We start from the raw sequence: 19,020 nt of genomic DNA on the forward strand, positions 1-19,020 counted from the left end.
AAGGTATCCCTTTTGAAAATAGTAGGCACGTTTCTAGAACGTTTATATGATGCAATCCGTAGAGAGCCATTTCGCCGCAAAATTGTTATTGCTCCTTCCTACATCGAAGGACAGTCCTGGTTGATGCGAATATGCCGGGAATTAGGGCCGGTTATGAATGTGGAGGTCCAAACGGTTCAATCCTTTGTAAGAAGTCAGGTTCAGTTCTCCCTGTATCAACAAGGGCTGACTTTAATCGGGGAACAGCGGTCCTTTTGGATTATCCATCATGTCATGGAACAAATGGCTTCCAAGCCGGATTCCTACATCGCGGTGGATCAAGTAAAGCCTGGTATTGCCATGCATGTTCACCAAGCCATTATGGATCTGCGCCGTGCCGGAGTGAGTGCGGGGGAGCTTCGAGACGACCACTTTATGAGCCAGCAAAAAGGCAGCTATGTCAGAAAGGTGTTGTCAGCGTATGAGCGCTTTCTGAATCAGCGGAGCTGGATCGATTTCCCCGGCCTTTTGTCGCATATACCAACCCAATTGCCGGAAAACGTGGAGCTTATTCTGCCAGACCCTATGCCGCTTTCACCGGTTTCCGCTCGAATGCTGGAGCGGTTGTCAAACGGACGGATGACGAGGATTATAGCGGTTTCTTCCTTCACTGACGTCCAATCCACAATGCCGTTCGGAAAGGTTCAGTTCTATCATGCGACCGGAAGGCTGGCGGAGGTTCGCGAAGCATTGAGACGCATTATTCAGGGCCGGATGCCATTGGATGAAGTGGAGATGATCGTACCGGATGAAGAATATGCGTTGGTTATTTCGACCATGTGTGCTTCTTTCGGTATTCCCTGTTCCTATGCAGACGGGCTGCCTGTGATTACATCCGGAATGGGAAGAGCCGCACATTTTCTGCTGAACTGGTTGGAGTCCGGTTATCAGGTGCGGCAGCTCGTATTGATGCTGCAGCAGCAATTGATCACGTTCTCCGATCGTGACCAAGGAATAACGAATGCGGATTGTATTCGAGCCCTGGAGAAAAGCGGAATCGGCTGGGGGAAAGAACGGTATATCAAGTTGCTGGGGTCGGGGCATGTTCGGTTCCAAGGGGATGCAGATGAAAGACCCGAAGAACGGGAGCGGACGGAACAACAACAGCGGGATGACGACATCAAGAAGCATCTGACAAACCTCCTAGGAGAATTGTTTCCAGACGAAGCGGCGCTCTCATCTCCTAAGGGAATCTGGGGATGGCTCGTTAACATCTTGGATCGATTTGGTGTATGCGGAACGGAAGAGGATGCGATCGTCCTGCAAGAAATGAAAGGTATCGCTAAAGAACTGCAGGAATGTCCTGTTCCGGACTCGATGCCGTTTCAGCAAATGTTCTTGTATGCCCGAGACATGCTGCAGGAACTTCGAGTCGGGGTGCAACGGTTACCCAAGCCCGGATTCCTGTACATATCGAGTTTGGCGAACGGGGGGATCAGCGGGAGAAAACATACGTTTCTTCTCGGGATGGATGAACAGTCGTGGTCCGGGAATATCAGGCAAAATCCCATGCTTCTCGATGAAGAGTGCAGACGGATCGGTGCCGGGCTTCAAACAGCCGTGCAGAGACAAAGAGATCGGCAACGCCTTCGTGATGGTCGGCTTGGGATGATAAGCGGCAATATCACATTTAGCTTCTCGTCGTATGACTTGGCAGAAGGAGCGACAGCAAGCCCGGCTTTTCAACTTCTACAGGTATTCCGAAAAGTATCCGGAGAAACGAATGCGGACTATGAGATGTTGCACCGAAGCTTAGGCGAACCTGTCGGGTATTTGGATGTAGAGCAGCCATCCTCTACTGAGCTAAATGGACTGCCATTGGACGCCTTTCATTACGTCTTCCGACAAATCCATGCGAATGTAAACCTTATGAGGGACCGGCAATCCTTCATCGAATCGGTCTATCCCTCGCTTCGTCAAGGCAGACTTGCACTCGAGGCACGCGGCAGCTCGCAAGTGACGGAGCATGACGGATATATAGCGGGGGATGAATGGGCTGATTATTGGAGAGGCCAGGCCGAACGGACGCTTAGTGCAAGTCAATTGGAGAAGTACGCGGAATGTCCGATGCGGTATTTTTTCCAATATGTGTTGGAGATTCGCGTGAAAGATCAAGTGACCTTTGATCGTACCTCCTGGCTGAAGCCGAATGAAAGAGGCTCGCTATTACACGAGGTTTATCGTCGTTATATGACAGAAATCAGCGCAAGTAATACCATGCCTATTACTCACGATCATGCTCGTTTGCTTCAGATCGCGGAGGAGACGATTCTCTCGTATGCTGAGCGGATACCGGCACCGAGCCCTCATGTGTTTGAGAGGGAACGGCAAGCGATGCTCTGGGATGTGGACGTGTTCTATCGCATGGAATTGCAGGCTAAGACGGCTCCCCGGTTTTTCGAACAAGAGCTCATCGTGGACGGCCAGCCGTTGCACCTTGAGCTTGGCGAGGACATGGCGATTACGCTGCGCGGGATCGTCGACCGGATCGATCAAGTTGCGCCGCATCAATATCGGATTATCGACTATAAGACCGGCAGTCCTCGGCCTTACAAGGAAAATGGCATGTTCGCAGGCGGTACGCAGCTGCAACACGCGCTTTACGCAATGGGGACGGAGCTATGGATGCGGCAAACGGGTGTGGATTCTGATGCAAAAGTGCTTGAAGCGTCTTACGTCTTTCCAAGCGAACGGGGGCACGGGCAAGTGATTACGCGCTCGCAAACCGAACGTCATCGAGTCACCGCGGTAATCCGAGGAATCCTTTCGTCGATGGAACAGGGATTGTTTATTCCCGCTTCAGATCCTGGGGTCTGCAGATATTGCGATTTTGCGGCTGTATGCGGAGATCACGCAGAGATGATGGCCGATAAGCGAAAGGACGAAGTGAATTCGGAGCTACTGTACACGCTGCTGGAGGTGGAGAACATTGAATGAACCATCCGATCAACAAGCTAGAAAGAGGATATTGGAGGAGCTGAACACGACCATTCTGGTAGAAGCCGGTGCAGGCTCGGGAAAGACAACCAGCTTGGTCGGCCGATTGCTGGCGCTCATCGAGACAGGAACGGCTAAGATGGAGCATATTGCGGCGATCACCTTTACGAATAAAGCGGCGGATGAGATGAAGGAGCGTTTCCGTATTGCTTTGGAGCGGAAAGCGGCTGATGTTGAAGGCGAAACTAGAGAACGAATGGAAGAAGCTTTGGCCAATCTGGACCAAATCTTCATTGGAACGATCCATGCGTTCTGTTCCTCCATGCTTCGGGAGCGTCCGATTGAGGCCGGATTGGACCCTTCTTTCGAAGAAATGGATGATGAAATGAATCGTGCGTTCCACGATCAATGCTGGGACGAATATCTGATTCAGCTGAAGGAGGGAGATAGTGAGGCCCTTGCCTCCTTTGCCGAGGTGGACATCGACGTCAGCATCCTTAAGAATGTCTATGATCGGGTATCTATTTTTACGGACCTCCAAATCCCTTGCGAACCGGTTCATTGTCCTGATTTCAACCTAATCCGGCTCTCCCTGCTTCCCATGATCGAAGAAGCCAGCAGGTTTTTGCCGACAGCTGAACCGGAAAAAGGGTGGGATAATCTTCAGGCAAAACTGCGTACTGCTAATCGTATGCTTCGGTTGTCGGATGAGCAGGACGATATGTTGATGCTAACACTTGCGAAGATGTTTGACTTCAAACTGGATGTGAAGCAGTACAAATGGACGGATAAGAAGCAAGCCAAAGCCATATCCGAACGATTTCACGATTGGCAGATTACGGTCCTGTTCCCCTTTCTTCAATCGTGGCGGGAATATCTGTATCCGAAAGTCATTCAATTTGTCTTGCCTGCATTGGAGTATTGCAGAGAACGGCGATTGCAGGCAGGGAAGCTGAACTTTCAGGATCTGCTGATGTATGCCTGCCGTCTTCTGCGTGATTACCCGGAGGTTCGCGCATTTTTCGCCGGGCGCTACCAACGGCTTATGGTCGACGAATTTCAGGACACCGACCCGGTCCAAGCGGAAATGATGTTTCTCTTAACGGGGGCCGGCGATGATCCGAATGAACGGAATTGGCGGAAGCTTACTCCAAAGCCGGGTTCCTTGTTCCTCGTGGGAGACCCGAAACAGTCCATCTATCGTTTCCGCCGCGCGGATATTTCCATTTATAACGAGGTTAAATCGCGGATTCAAGCATGTGGAGATGTGCTTCACTTGACCAGCAATTTCCGATCCGTCGATGCGATCGGCGATTTTGTGAACGGGCAATTTATCGGCAAGCTTCCCGTCCGGGAAACCGATGTTCAAGCGGCGTATGTCCGGATGGAAACGAATATACCGAATCCAAAGGGGAATAAGCGCGCGGATCACGGGGTTTATGCACTCACTTACCCGAAAATTCCCGGAGGCAAGGATGAAGTGGCGGCGGTTGACGCACAGCGTATTGCCGCAACCATCGCGTGGGCTTGCCGTGATGGAAATTTGCACATTCAGGAGCGGGCTGGAGCATCTTGGGTATTTAGAGAGGCACGGCCCAGTGATTTTCTGATTTTGACAAGAACAAGGCATTATTTGCACCTATACGCGGAAGAGCTGGAGAAGCGGGGCGTGGCCGCGGAAACGGTAGGAAGCTCCGCTTTATATCCCGAGCTTCATACGCTGGGTCAATTGGCCCTCTATCTGGCCGATCCTTCCGACCAAGTGGCGATGCTAAGCGTACTGCGCGGACCTCTATTCGGTATTAGCGACAAGGATCTGATGGCGTATCGTGCTCAAGGGAATGCGTGGTCAATCTATCGGCTGCCGGAGGAAGCAGCAGAACAGGGCAGACAAGTTGCCGCTGCATGCCGGAAATTACGGGAATATGCCGGCTGGGTCAAGGAAATGCCAGCATGGGCCGCTTTGCACCGCATCATCGAGGACACTGGTCTTTTGCCTTATTCTACAGTGCAAGAAGCAGGAGCCAACCGGTCGGGAACTCTGCTTAAGATGCTGGAGCTCTTGCAGCGTGACGCCTTGCTTGCATCGGATTGGCATGAACTGGCGAAGGCGATATCGGCCATTCGGGAGAGCCAGGGAATGGAAACCGCCAGCCTCTACGCGGGTAAGGGGCAAGCGGTGCGGATCATGAATGTGCATAAGGCTAAAGGGCTGGAAGCGCCTGTCGTGTTTCTTGCTTGCCCTTGCGGGGAGAAGGATCATGACGCTGACCAGTTTGTTGATCGTTCGGAGGCTGAGGCCGCGGGCTATTTCCTGATCCAGCAATCGAAAGGGTTTCAGAAAGATACGATTGCTCAGCCGGTCGGCTGGGAAGCGATGAGAGTGCGGGAGCGAGCATTCATGCATGCGGAGCGGGATCGGCTTCTTTACGTCGCGGCGACGCGGGCCAAGCAAATGCTAGTCGTCAGTCTCTACCCCGAACAACCTGCCAAGTGCCCGTGGAGTTCACTCATGGATGGGATGGAGCTAATCCGGGAGTTGGATGTTCCGGAATCGGATGTTCAAACAGATGAGTATGATCGGGAACTTGACGGAGATATTGTAATTGGGACAACTTCATCTGGTTTATCCGGGTCCGAAGCCTCATCCATTGATCTAGGTGCTTACTTGGCCCAGAGAGAGCAGGTGTTCCATCAACTGCGCCAACCGACTTATGCCGAATCAACCGTTACCGGGCTGACGAAGAGCATGAGCGACACGCCGGAATGGTCAGCCACTGGGAGGGGCCAATCTTTCGGCAGCGTGATCCATAAGGGGCTTGAAGCAGTTGGAAAAGGTCTTCCGATGAGCGAATTGCCTGTATACGTTCAATACCTCTGCCAGACCGAAGGAGTATCAGAGAAGGACGCGACTGATGCTCTGCCTATTCTTCGAGAAGTTCTAGACAGTGAGCTCTGGCAGCGCAGTCTGCGGGCGAAGCAGCGATTGTTTGAGATCCCGATTATGATGCATCAGAGAAATGGGGAGACAACAACGCCTGATCCCGCAACCGAGCAGGCGATGTCCGAAACAGCCGCCGCGGTATTAACGCAACAATCCAATAGCTACTTTAATCTCTTGGTGAAGGGTGTAATAGATTTCGCTTTCGAAGAGGAAGATGGCTGGGTGATAGTCGACTTCAAAACGGATCAATTGGATGAGAACAAATTGGAGCAGTTTGTCCGGTTTTATGCGCCACAAGTGCAGGCTTATGCTAAACCCTGGTCGGAGACATTCGGCTATCAAGTGAAGGAAGCTGGTTTGTATTTTGTTAGTTTGCAGAAACATGTCATATTAGGACAGTCCGTAGTATAATTAGACAAGAATCTACATGCAGAGGAGATCGTTATGATTACAGGTGAATTAAGGCAAAAAGTAGACCGGATTTGGGAGACATTTTGGACCGGCGGAATCACTAACCCATTAAGTGTGATCGAACAGTTTACATATTTGTTGTTCATTAAAGGACTGGACGAAGCGGAAACGCGTAAGGAAAATGAATCCGTGCTGCTGTCGTTACCTTTTACCGGATTATTTCCAAGTGACAAGCAACACTTACGCTGGAGTCAATTTAAATTGTTCGATCCTCAGCGGATGTATGATGTTGTCTCGAACGAAGTATTTCCTTTCATCAAGACGCTTCACGGAGATAAGGATTCAGCCTATGCCAAATACATGGGTGATGCCATCTTTATGATCCCGACTCCGAATATGCTTGTACGCATTGTCGAAGGCATCGATACGATTGACATGAAGGATAGAGATACTAACGGGGATTTGTATGAGTATCTGCTATCCAAGGTAGCTACAGCTGGAACGAACGGACAGTTCCGGACTCCGAGACACATTATCGAAATGATGGTCGCTTTGATGAAACCGACGCCTGAAGATATTATTTGTGACCCGGCTGCTGGTTCGGCGGGATTTCTCGTTGCCGCGGGAGAATATTTGCGTAACCATCATGCCGATCTATTCCTAGTTCAGGGGTTAAAGGAGCATTTCAATAATCATATGTTCTACGGTTTCGATATGGACCGTACGATGCTTCGTATCGGTGCTATGAATATGCTGCTTCATGGAGTGGATAACCCGAATATCGAATACCGTGATTCCTTGAATGAAAACAATACCGACAAGGACAAATATACACTAATCTTAGCCAATCCGCCGTTTAAAGGGTCGCTTGATGCGGATGCGGTAGCAGCGGATCTATTGCGTGTGACTCGCACAAAGAAGACGGAGTTGCTATTCCTCGCTCTGTTCTTGCGTATGCTCAAAGTCGGGGGGCGTTGCGCTTCCATCGTGCCGGACGGTGTCTTATTCGGTAACAGTAAAGCCCATAAAGATATTCGCAAGGAAATTGTTGAGAATCACAAACTCGAAGCTATTATTTCAATGCCAAGCGGGGTTTTCAAGCCATATGCTGGGGTGTCGACAGCTATTATAATCTTCACCAAGACAGGTGCAGGCGGAACGGATCACGTTTGGTTCTATGACATGAAGGCGGACGGTTATTCGCTTGACGACAAGCGGAATCCCATTGAGGCGAATGATATACCCGACATTTTGGAGCGGTTTGGCAATTGGGAAGCAGAGAAGGAGCGTAAGCGTACGGAGAAATCCTTCCTGGTTCCGGTTGATGAGATTCGCTCCAATGCTTATGACCTCAGCATTAATCGCTACAAGGAAACAGAGTATGAGGAAGTTCAGTACGAAGACCCGAAGGTCATACTGGCTACGATCAAGCAGCTAGAGGAAGAGATTGTTAAGGGGCTTGACGAATTGGAGGCGTTGTTGGGGTGAATGAGCGTAAATTAGGAGATGTGGTAGATCTAATATCAGGAAGAGATCTCACTAGCGATCAATATAATTCACATGGACGTGGTATTCCTTACGTTATGGGTGCAAGTAATATGATTGACGGAAAACTTGCAATCGAGCGATGGACGGAATCTCCATCTGTAGTAGGATTGAAAAATGACATTATAATATCTGTAAAAGGTACAGTAGGTGAATTGGTAATTCAAAAGGAAGAAAAAGTCCATCTTAGTAGGCAAGTAATGTCAATAAGACCACATGAGGGTTTAGAAAATAAGTATGTATATTACTTTATCAAATATTACCTTGATAGATTGAGAGAGAAGGCAAAAGGACTAATTCCTGGCATCTCCAGAGAGGATATATTAAATATTGATTTCTTCACATCACCCAAAGATCAGCAACAACAAGTTGTACTGATACTCGACAAAGCCCAAGCCTTAATTGATAAGCGCAAACAAGCAATAGCCAAGCTTGATGAGTTGGTTCAAGCAGTGTTTTTAGATATGTTTGGTGATCCCATTAAAAACGCCAATTCACGGAAAATTAGTAAACTTAAAGAAGTTTCTGAGCTTATTACTGACGGTACTCATCATTCACCCGAACCTATGACAGAAGGTATACCGTATATAACTGCAAAGCATGTTAAGGTAAATAATATTGATTTCTATTCGAACCCAACTTACATTTCAGAAAGTGATCATACTGCCATCTATAAGCGATGTCCTGTAAAAAAGGGAGATATTTTGTATATTAAAGATGGGGCTACGACAGGAATCGCAGCAATTAATCCATACGAGTTTGAATTTAGCATGTTGTCCAGTCTCGCGTTAATTAGAATAGATATTAATATGATCTATGCAGTTCGTGTCATTAACTGGTAAACGGTGGTTTTTGCTGCACAAATGTCACTAATTTCTCGAAATTAGGACGAAAAACCACTTGACATTTTGGAAACACCCCCATAATCGCGAAGGATACCTCTATTTGCAGGGTATATCTTCTAGATTATAGGTGGTTTGCCAATGTCAGCGTTACAAAAACCGAGATTTACTGAGCTCAATCATAGTGAATGCGCGGGAGCCCCCGTCCTAAAAAGTTTGTGGGATCGTTTTGACTTCTCTCTGCTGCTCTCCCAATCCGGCATGATGAAGCGTAGTGGAACACCGTCTTGGCTCCTTTGCTTCCTTTATGTCGTCGGTCTCGTTTCCAATTGTTCATCCGTTGTTCAAATGGCACAGTTAGCCGACAAGGATGCCTTGCTGAAAGTCATGTTCCAGCCCTGGAAGCTCACTCAGTATACGTTGAGCCGCTTCTTCACGACTAGCTTTGCCTGGATGACCTTTGGAAAAAAGCGTGTCGAGCGATTGCAGCAAGATACCCTGACCCGACTCTCCGATGGGGATGTGGTCAATCTCGATGATACGCATAGTGCGCATCCCTACGCCAAACAACTTCCGTTTCTCAGCTGGCTCTACGACCATTCCACAAAAACATATGCATGGGCGATGAATCTTGTGGTCCTGCAAGCTGTCCTAAAAAGCGGATTGGAATATCCGTTGTTTTACCGCGTGTGGCATAAGCCGGAAACGAAGGGTGAGGGTCTTACGAAGCTGGATCTGGCCAGACAGATGCTTTTGATGCTGCGTGAATCCGTCACATGCCGACTGTGGGTGGCGATGGACCGGTGGTATCTGTGCAAGAAATTTTTCGTATTCCTAGAAGAAAACAACTTTGATTGGGTAACCAAGGCCAAGCGCAACACCGCTTTATTCCGTAAAGTCATTGAACCCGGTACCCGTCGAGAACGCTTCGTGCCGCTGACTCCGGTCATGCTCATCCGCGAAGTGTTCAAGGATTTGACTCGTCAAGCGACATCCGGATTGAGTTCCATTTCCATTCCGGGTATTTACATGAAGCGCCCTTACACCACTATAAATCGAAAAGGAAAGCAAGTGACCAAACAACGATTTGTACCGATCGCCGCTGTTGTCGCCATGCGATTAAAGGAAGATGAACAACCCGATTCGAATCCCGTCCAGACAGAAGAGGAAGAGTCCCCTGCCACTTACAGAGGCGCGTACTTGCTCATCAGTAACCGCTTTGATGCGCCGGAGCAAGCATTGCAGACCTACGTAAAACGCTGGCGGATCGAAGTGTTCTTTCGTGCAGCCAAGCAGGAACTGGCTTTTGAAAAGTGCCATGCCCAATCCGAAGCGCATCACCATGCTCATTTCGAGCTATTGTTCGCCGCTGAGACATTATTAGCCGTTGCGCTTTTCGAACTGAACAAAGAAAAAACGAGTGATGAAGGCTACACCCACGGCGAAATGGTTCGTGGCCTCTTCCACACTCGTTGTCAGGTTCGCGTGAAAAACCACAAGGGCATTCAGCGAATCTCTATTGATTGTGACATACAAGTGCGGCAATTTGCAAGACTAATTGAATTGTTTTGGCCAGAGCATTATTTAATGCTTCTTTGGGTTACACCCAGACCAGAACTTTACCAGGTCTTACCACGAACTGCATAGGTCATGATATTAAATATGCGACCCCCCAATATGTTGTAAGCTATTTGAACAACCAATATGTCAAAGAACAAATCACAAATAATATGTCTGGAGCAGCAATAAAGCGACTAACACTAGCAAAAATTAATGATATAAAGATACCGATTCCCGATTTAGAAACACAACATAAGTATGTTGGGGTTTTCGAACGATACCTAATACAAAAAGGGAAACTGATTGAATCCCTTCAACAACTAGAATCCAACTTCCAGGCACTACTTCAAAAAGCTTTCAAGGGCGAATTGATAGTGAGGGATGGTGTAACGGTCTAGATGGGCGATGTGCAGCTAACGAATTTTGGATTTCTCAGAGAAAATAAAACCTATGCCAGCTTTGCAGGTGCATGTATAGAAGCGGAAAAGGCGTTGGTCGTCAGTCCCGCGACCAGCGCTATCCTCAGCCGACGTGCTTTAGAGCTTGCTGTCAAATGGCTGTTTACCTACGATAGCGACTTGAAGGTCCCTTATCAAGACAATCTGTCAAGCTTGATTCACGATGTAACTTTTCTCCGCGTAATCGATCAGTCCATGCTACCACAGTTGAAATATATTACGAAGCTAGGAAATGTCGCCGTGCATTCCAATGCAACGATCAGCCGTGGTGAGGCGATTCTGTCTCTTCGCAACCTGTTTAACTTCATCAGCTGGATCGATTATTGTTATTCGGTCGAGTATACGGCCAGAAGTTTTGACGAACAACTCTTATTGGAAGAGAACAAGCAACAAGAAAAAGTTAGGCCTCAGGAGCTGCAGGATTTATACGACCGATTAGGTTCAAAAGACCGTAAGCTGGAAGATCTGATCAAAGAAAATGAAGAGCTTCGGAAGCTGCTGACCGAGCGCAAGGCGCAGAACACACAGGAGTACAACTTTGTTCCGGACGAAATCAGCGAGTTCGAGACTCGCAAACGTTACATCGATCTCGAGCTTAAGCTGGCCGGATGGACATTCCAGAAAAATATACTGAAAGAGTTTGAAGTACAAGGAATGCCAAACGGTCAAGGGATCGGTTATGTCGATTACGTGTTATTGGGTGAGAACGGGAAGCCGCTTGCCGTCGTGGAAGCTAAACGGACCAGCGCAGATCCCAATGTGGGCAAGCAGCAAGCGAAGCTCTATGCGGATTGTTTGGAGCAGCGGTATGGACAGCGTCCGTTGATTTATTATACCAATGGATTTGTAATAAATTTCTGGGATGATCTTCACTATGCCAGTCGGCAAGTATCCGGTTTCGCCAGTCAGGATGAGCTGCAGTTGCTCGTCAACCGGCGCTCGATCCGTAAACCGTTACAGGAAGTACAAATCAACAACTCCATTGTAAATCGCCCTTATCAGCATGAAGCAGTCCTTTCGGTTTGTGATGCATTAAATAAAGGACAGCGGACCGCTTTGCTTGTCATGGCGACCGGAAGCGGTAAAACACGCACTGCGAGCGCCATTGTTGATGTGCTGAGCCGATATAACTGGGTTAAGAATGTGCTGTTTCTTGCGGATCGTACAACGCTTGTTCGCCAAGCCAAAAACAGCTTCAGCCAGTATTTGCCCGACATGACACTGTGCAACCTGCTAGACAGCAAGGACAATCCGGAGACGGCAAGAATTGTTTTCTCCACCTACCCGACGATGATGAATGCCATCGACGAGGGCAAGCGGAAGGACGGCAAAAAGTTGTTTACGGTTGGTCATTTTGACTTGATTATCATCGATGAATCGCATCGAAGCGTCTACAAGAAATATAAGGCCATATTCGATTATTTTGATGCCATCCTCTTAGGGTTGACAGCAACTCCTAAAGATGAAGTCGACAAAAACACATACGACGTGTTCCGTCTGGAAAATGGTGTTCCGACTTTTGCCTACGAACTTGAGCAAGCGGTCAAGGAAGGACATTTGGTGGATTACCGTACGGTGGAAACGACGACGAAGATTATGGATGATGGCATCCGCTACGATGATCTGTCCGAAGAGGAAAAAGAGCAATACGAAGAAGTGTTGCTCGAGGATGAAGATGAGGAACCGTGGGATATCGACAGTGCGGCGATTAATGAGTGGCTGTTTAACCAGGATACGATAGACCGGGTGCTTCAGTTTGTGATGGAACGGGGCTTGAAGGTCGAAGGCGGAGACAAGCTGGGCAAGACAATTATATTCGCAAAAAACCATCGTCACGCAGTTGCGATTGTGGAGCGATTCGATAGCCTATATCCGGCATTAAAGGGGCATTTTGCACGGGTCATTGATATCAAAACGAATTATTATCAATCTCTGATAGATGATTTTTCGATATGGAACAAGCTTCCGCAAATTGCTGTTTCCGTTGATATGCTCGATACGGGAGTAGACATCCCTGAAGTTGTCAATCTGGTATTCTTTAAGAAAGTTCGCTCGAAGTCGAAGTTTTGGCAGATGGTGGGTCGTGGGACACGGTTGTGTAAAGATCTGCATGGTATTGGTGAGGACAAGAAGGAATTCTTGATCTTTGATTTCTGCCGTAACTTTGAGTTTTTCCGAGCAAATCCAAAAGGGAAGGATACCGATATTGTCGAGACTTTATCGGAAAAATTGTTCAATGTCCGTACGCAGATTGTACGTGAACTTCAACAACTGCGTTATCAGGAGCCTGAGTATATCGCACATCGCACGGAAATGGTGAAATTGTTAAAGGATAGCGTGAACGCGTTGAATGAAGAACATTTTCGCATCAGGCAGCATATCCAATATGTCCATAAATATAAACAAGACGTTGCATGGCGCTCCTTGACCGATACCGATATGGGGGATTTGAAGGAGTATATAGCTCCTCTTGTCGTTTCTTTAGACCATGACGAATTAGCAAAGCGGTTTGACTATATGATGCTGATCATCGAATTGGCTAAGCTTCAGGGAACACAATCGGTGAAGCCAATTCGCAAAGTCATGGAGACGGCAGAAAAACTCTCCAAGTTGGGTACGATTCCTCAAATCGTCGCACAGCGACATGTCATAGAGAAGGTCTTGACGGCAGAGTTCTGGGAAGAAGCGGACATCTTCCAAATGGAGAAAGTACGTGAAGCTTTACGGGAACTGATTAAGTTCCTCGAACGGGAAACACAGCAAATATATTATACGAATTTCAAAGATGAATGGCTTGCTGTAGAGGAAAGTAGAGGCTTCTATAACACCAATGACCTGCAAAATTACCGCAAAAAGGTCAACCAATATTTACAAACTAACAAGGATCAAATAGCTATCTATAAATTACGCAACAACAAACCGATCACGAAACAAGACCTGGAGACGCTTGAACATATTCTATGGGCAGAACTCGGAACCAAAGCAGATTACGAGCGGGAATATAAAGACTTACCGGTAACGAAGCTTGTACGGACGGTCGTAGGGCTTGATCAGGAGGCCGCGAATGAAGCATTCGTAGTATTTTTACAAGAAAATCGTTTGAATGTCAATCAACTTCGGTTTGTAAAGCTGATTATCGACTATGTAGTTAAAAACGGTATTATAGAAAAATCCGTACTTCAAGAGGAACCGTTCCGTTCGGTAGGCAGTATCACGGAACTGTTCAGTAGTAATCTGGACGATGCGCGGGCAATTATTGGAATTATCGATACTATCAACAAGAATGCAGAGGTAGTTGGAGCGTAGGTTTTTATAGGTTTTGATGCCACAATTAATTAGTTGCTCCTGAAAAAGTCGATTTTCAAAAATAGTTTCGGGTTGCTGGCTGGGTTGTGAGGGGGAACTTTCCCTAATGATCGGTTTCCATGTTAGTTTTGGAGCATTTTTGCCGCTCTTTGCAGGTTGTGGGTCAGAATCCCGAAGCCGACCCAGCATTTTGAGCCGACAAAGCCCCGATACCTGCTGCGGTTCAAACCGTACTTCCGCTTGAGAAGACTAATCTTCGCTTCTCCAGCTGCACGGTAACGCTGCAAGTCTTTGAACCATAATTCGTTTTCGTACTCGGATCGGGCAATGCCTTTTTTGCCCTTTCGCGGCAAGCTAGCTCGCTTCACACCAAGTTCGGTAATGGCCGTTTCGTTCTTCTTGCTTGAGAAACCGCGGTCGGTCGCTACAGCTTGCGGCGCTTTGCCGAATTGCTTGATATGCGCCTGTACAGCGGGAACGAGCAGTTCATCATCCGAGGGGTTCCCCTCGTAGACAGCGTAGCCGGTCACAAAGCCGCTTTCCGTCTCGTCGATTCGCACCTTGTAGCCGAACTCAGTTCCTTTGGCCAGCTTACCTTTCTTAATCGGTCTTGCTTCCGGGTCAAAGAAACTGACGATCCGATCTGCGATGATTCGATTGCCGGAAACGACCTGTTTGGCTTGTTCCAACAACTTGCCGGTTAGCGTGACCGCCTCGGTCAGTTTGGTTTTACTTTGTCGAAGAGCAGCTTTGCCCTTGTCTTGCAGTTTCTCGATAACGGTTTGCGCCTTGTTCACAACGTTCTCGGCTACTTCGATTACGCTCCCAGTGATCCGGTCAACTTCTTCCCAAGATTCACGGGTGCGGCGACGTAGAACTTTCGCGATGGACAGAATCTTTTCCTTGATTTCTGCCGTACGATCTTCAAAGCCTTGAACAGTGTGGGAGGCGACTTTCCGGATTTTCTGAATCGTTCGAGTGATGACTTTTACGCCATCTTGCAACAGCGTAGCGTCTGTCGGGTGATGGATATCGGATTCCACAACCGTCGTATCCGTGCGCAATTTGCGGGTTTTCAGAACGGCTTTTTCCTCACACTGCTTTACGAGTGCGGCATTGATGTCTTCGACGATCTTGTCGCCGTAGCGTTTGCGGGCATAGATGAGCGTAGACGGGTCGGGCATCGGTTCGTCGATGGCAAACCGGCAGAACATTCGCCATGTGATGCTGTCACCGACTTCCTTCACGAGTGACTCGTAGCCCAAATTGTATTTATGCTTCAGGACCATAAGACGGATGTACTTTTCAATTGCAAGCGTAGGACGGCCGCTTTTCTTGCCTTTCGGGTGCAACTCAGTAAACGGTTGAAGAAAACGGTCGTCGTCCAGTAATTGATCTATGATTGCAAGCTCGACCGGCAACTTTCTAACAGATTCCGGGAGAATGGCATCCCAGATGGTCAATTGCTCGTCTCGAAGTTTCAACATTTTCTTCACCTCTTGGAAGGATTCCCGAGGGCTTCTGTTGAACTCCTATAGCAAAGGAATTCTTCCCTCGGGGTGTGGAACTTTGTTATCTCGACAATAACAATTTCCATTTTGAGGTGCTGAATTCCTTTTAATTATGCTCAAAACACCCTGACTTTTTCAGGGGAAACTAATTAATTTCGCTCGTGATGAGCAATTGCCGCAAGACACACGTTTTGTCCGTGATGGACGATTGGAAACTCTAGATCATTGGATCTAGGGTTTTTATATTTGTCTTTTTTATAAGTAAGAAAAATTTATTTTACTTCTAAAACTATATCCCCAAAATCTTGTCCCTCTATTTTAACTTGCAATCTCCATATTCCCGGTTCAGGTATAATCATTTTTGTTTTATGATGCGCATTTGCACCTAAATGTGTTCCACCTAAATTTTCAACTACAAGGATTTGGCTAGTAAGAGTGCTATCTTTTTTGAATCCCATAACCTCCATTTTCTTACCTTCTATTTTATTTTGATTATTCCAAAATAGCCATAATACATCATATGGAGTGTCGGCTTGAAACGGTTTAGTGTACGAAATTGCTATTTTCCCTTCTATACCCGTAACTTCAATTGCTTGATTACTGCCCATGTCTAAATCAAATGAAGGGGACAGTGCATAGTCTGACGTCCTTTCATTACATCCTGTAAGGGATAAAGCCACTATTAAGATCACAATAAAAAATGTTGCCTCATTTTTACATACACCTACCCTTGATACTTAATGAAAAAGCCAGGATATTTAACCCTGGCTTTATAATACTTTTTATTCGATTAATAAGTCCAGTCGTTTTGATTAGCAGCTTGGTCAAAAGACCCGCTACTGGAGAAAGCAATACTACCGTAGTTCGCAAAATTTACTTGTATCTGATAATTTGAACTTGTGTCATGGGCATATCTTGAATAGATTGAAGCTGTCCCGCTTGTAGAACCATTGCTTACGTAGACAGTTTGTAATGAATAAGCCTTATACCCATCGAAACCATTTGTAAAATCAATTTTCCAAGCTACACCCTTTTCTTCAGCGTTAAACGGTTGTCCTCCACAATTTCCTGGTGGATCATTACGAAAAATGCCGGCGCTATCTTTATACATTTGATAACAGCTGAATGTATTTCCATAAGCTCTGAGGTTACTACTCCATGACGTTGCAAGCGTGTCTTCAGGCCCCATTATAAAATCTGGATTCAGCCATTCAATCTCGTTTTGAATCCCCCAAGTTCTGGTTCCGCTAGATGCTCTTGTAATACGGAAAACCATATCAGATGAGGGGATGGTTCCCATCAAGCTTACATCCCCGGGCCCGGTAGAGGAGTCCACTGTTTGTTCTAAATTCAGTTTACCGGTCTCTGTGTCTCTTTTATAGTACTGTGAAACTTGACCTTCATATTTTGTTACACCACGGTCAACCCAATCCTGCTTAACGTTATCCGGCCATGTATCCAGAAGAGATTGGGGAAAACCAGCTTTAAGTAGGATCTTTTCAGGATCCTTTTCCTTTGGCTCTTTTTCTGTTGCAGCGGTGGAAATTCCTACAGGAATAACTAAAGAAATAGCTAGTATTAAACTAAGGGCTTTTTTAAACATTTGCACTAGTTCCTCCACTACCTTTTATTTTGACAGCTGGCCAGCATATCAACGAAAGGAATAATCTTCCAACTCTTTTATTGTATCAGAATTGTAAAATATGGTATATAGTTCTATAGAATTACATTTCTTTACAAAATATAAAGAATGCCGTATCATAGAACCCCTGCTCCTCATGCCGACAGGATGATTCCCGGAAAAATAATCCTTGGCCATGATCCAAATACAATGTGACATAATCCATCATTCCGGACAGATTTTGCGGCACGATGGAACGTTGGACTTCCAAATTTCTTCTTCGGGAATCTGTTGATGCCGTTAGACGAAACAATTGAAACGAAACTTTGTACAGCTTCAATTGTTGCTGATCCTTGCCGCACATTCTCAGCGTCGTCCCGGGAACTAGCAAAAACACATGCTTGCGCGACATTTGGGCATACCGGCCTAGCTGCCGCGCGGCGGGTTGAAGCCGGCGGACATTTTTACTCCAGAAGAAGATATTCGCCGCTGCGATCATTCTTCTCCTCTTTCCCCGGCATATAGCAAACCCAGTACCGTCGCGGTACTGGGTTGTGTTTTACAGAAACTGTATTCGTTTTGCATATCGCTCTGATGGGCGCCATTTGAAATTCGTATTCTTCATAGATGGTTTGAAAGAGAGGTTTTTCAACTCCTCCTTGCCTTGCCTTTCCATAGCTTTCTAACGACTCACTTATACTTTGAATTTCGTGAATTTTCTGTTCCAAGATGGCAATCAATTCCTCGATGTTTGTTGTAGACTCCTGTAACGGATCCTCTGCATGGAATTCTTCATCCCTTATAGTTCGTTCATCACATTTAAAATATAGTTTCCACTTTCCATCTTCCTGATGCTGGTAATTCGAAAAAATAGCATCACGAAGAAAGTACTTTTCTAATGAATCGGATAAACATATACGTTTATTTAAGTAATGGTCCAATCGGCTTGCTACTTCGTCAATGGATTTCGTATAATTTGAACGATCAATTGAACCTATAAGCCTAACAAATTTATCGTCGTTCTCTATGTACGTGTTCAAAGATGCTGGAAAGAAATGTGCAACTGAGTGCATAGTATCCAATCTAGGGAGATGAGGATCATTATCGCCTAACAATAAGTAAATATCCATAAAAGCGTCGTCGCAGGTAAGGTACAGCCAACGGATAAGAACGCTTCCGAAATTCAGATTGCATATGGTACAACGATTCAGATTCATTCACCCTCAAAGCCGCACGCCCGGGGACTGCTTGGTGGAGTTGCGTAAGCAAACACGAGCGAGTGTGCAGGTTTTCCCTGCGGTCCCGCGCTCTCTTCTCGACCGCCCGAACGGCTTAGTCGAATCGCTGCTAGGAACGGCTTGGCTAGCTAAGGCTGCAGGGTATAAGGGGCTTATCATTACGATCGACGAATTCGAGACGGAGAACAAGCATCTGACCAAGGCACAGAAGCAGAAGCTGATGCTGACCTTGAGGGCGATAGAATGTTATGTCAGTGGACAACGCAATTTACCAAAGGTGCCGCTAGCACTCTATTTTGGTACCGTGGGAGACTCGATGGACGAGGGAGACGTCTACCTGAACGATCTGGTCGAAGCAAGTGGAGGCTCCGCATTGGAACTGCGTTTTTTCCAAAAGGAGGAGCGGCTCGAACTCGCCAATCGAATTTACCGCTTTTATCAAGAGGCGTATCAGCTTCAGCGCCCTTACGATCCGAATGTAGCCGACCGCGTGCATACGCTGCTGGACGGACGCGGGTATGTAGAGAGCGAGCTGCTGAGGCAGTTTATCAAATGGTATATGGCGTTCCTGGACGTACTGTACGGACCGCCGAAGGAGATGGCTTAGT

General features: G+C 47.0%; 13 protein-coding genes. 8 read left to right on the plus strand and 5 right to left on the minus strand.

Annotation, left to right across the window (positions count from 1 at the left end; all coding sequences use genetic code 11):
* Positions 1-12: 12 nt before the first annotated feature.
* The 7 genes from EXW96_RS06860 to EXW96_RS06890 all read left to right on the plus strand — a co-directional run bounded on the left by EXW96_RS06860 (position 13) and on the right by EXW96_RS06890 (position 14,042).
* Positions 13-2,976, plus strand: a complete 2,964-nt coding sequence (locus EXW96_RS06860) for a PD-(D/E)XK nuclease family protein (RefSeq protein WP_174350196.1) — start codon at positions 13-15, stop codon at positions 2,974-2,976.
* Positions 2,969-6,331: a UvrD-helicase domain-containing protein gene (locus EXW96_RS06865; protein WP_174350197.1), complete on the plus strand. Its 3,363-nt coding sequence runs from the start codon at positions 2,969-2,971 to the stop codon at positions 6,329-6,331. The genes EXW96_RS06860 and EXW96_RS06865 overlap by 8 nt, the downstream gene beginning before the upstream one ends.
* Before the next feature lie 33 nt (positions 6,332-6,364).
* On the plus strand, positions 6,365-7,819 hold the full coding sequence (locus EXW96_RS06870) for a class I SAM-dependent DNA methyltransferase (protein WP_074730130.1): 1,455 nt from the start codon (positions 6,365-6,367) through the stop codon (positions 7,817-7,819).
* Entirely contained in the window at positions 7,816-8,718 is a 903-nt protein-coding gene (locus tag EXW96_RS06875) for a restriction endonuclease subunit S (protein ID WP_174350198.1), read from the plus strand. The genes EXW96_RS06870 and EXW96_RS06875 overlap by 4 nt, the downstream gene beginning before the upstream one ends.
* A 141-nt stretch (positions 8,719-8,859) precedes the next feature.
* Positions 8,860-10,365 carry a transposase gene (locus tag EXW96_RS27340; protein WP_203237022.1) on the plus strand — a complete coding sequence of 502 codons (1,506 nt, stop codon included), beginning with the start codon at positions 8,860-8,862 and terminating at the stop codon, positions 10,363-10,365.
* Between the two features lie 44 nt (positions 10,366-10,409).
* Complete coding sequence (locus tag EXW96_RS28500; protein ID WP_174350199.1) at positions 10,410-10,676, plus strand: restriction endonuclease subunit S; 267 nt, start codon at positions 10,410-10,412, stop codon at positions 10,674-10,676.
* Positions 10,677-14,042: a DEAD/DEAH box helicase family protein gene (locus tag EXW96_RS06890; RefSeq protein WP_174350200.1), complete on the plus strand. Its 3,366-nt coding sequence runs from the start codon at positions 10,677-10,679 to the stop codon at positions 14,040-14,042. It begins immediately after the preceding gene.
* 122 nt (positions 14,043-14,164) lie between these two features.
* Here the strand turns inward: EXW96_RS06890 and EXW96_RS06895 are convergent, their stop codons facing one another.
* From EXW96_RS06895 to EXW96_RS06915, 5 genes are all read right to left on the minus strand, one after another.
* Positions 14,165-15,529, minus strand: a complete 1,365-nt coding sequence (locus EXW96_RS06895; protein ID WP_074730239.1) for an ISNCY family transposase — start codon at positions 15,527-15,529, stop codon at positions 14,165-14,167.
* 296 nt (positions 15,530-15,825) lie between these two features.
* Positions 15,826-16,245, minus strand: coding sequence for a hypothetical protein (locus EXW96_RS06900; RefSeq protein WP_174350201.1), 420 nt, complete (start codon positions 16,243-16,245; stop codon positions 15,826-15,828).
* A gap of 98 nt (positions 16,246-16,343) precedes the next feature.
* Complete coding sequence (locus EXW96_RS06905) at positions 16,344-17,156, minus strand: hypothetical protein (protein ID WP_074730148.1); 813 nt, start codon at positions 17,154-17,156, stop codon at positions 16,344-16,346.
* A 121-nt stretch (positions 17,157-17,277) separates the two neighbouring features.
* Positions 17,278-17,673, minus strand: coding sequence for a hypothetical protein (locus EXW96_RS06910; RefSeq protein WP_174350090.1), 396 nt, complete (start codon positions 17,671-17,673; stop codon positions 17,278-17,280).
* The gene (locus tag EXW96_RS06915; RefSeq protein WP_217437279.1) at positions 17,639-18,289 is read right to left on the minus strand and encodes a hypothetical protein; all 651 of its coding nucleotides are present in this window, start codon (positions 18,287-18,289) and stop codon (positions 17,639-17,641) included. The genes EXW96_RS06910 and EXW96_RS06915 overlap by 35 nt, the downstream gene beginning before the upstream one ends.
* Before the next feature lie 136 nt (positions 18,290-18,425).
* Between EXW96_RS06915 and EXW96_RS06920 the strand changes: the two genes are divergently transcribed.
* Positions 18,426-19,019: a hypothetical protein gene (locus EXW96_RS06920; protein ID WP_074730146.1), complete on the plus strand. Its 594-nt coding sequence runs from the start codon at positions 18,426-18,428 to the stop codon at positions 19,017-19,019.
* Position 19,020 lies beyond the last annotated feature (1 nt).

Origin of the sequence: Paenibacillus sp. JMULE4, from assembly GCF_013337105.1 — a bacterium.
GTDB classification, from domain to species: Bacteria; Bacillota; Bacilli; order Paenibacillales; family NBRC-103111; genus Paenibacillus_G; species Paenibacillus_G naphthalenovorans.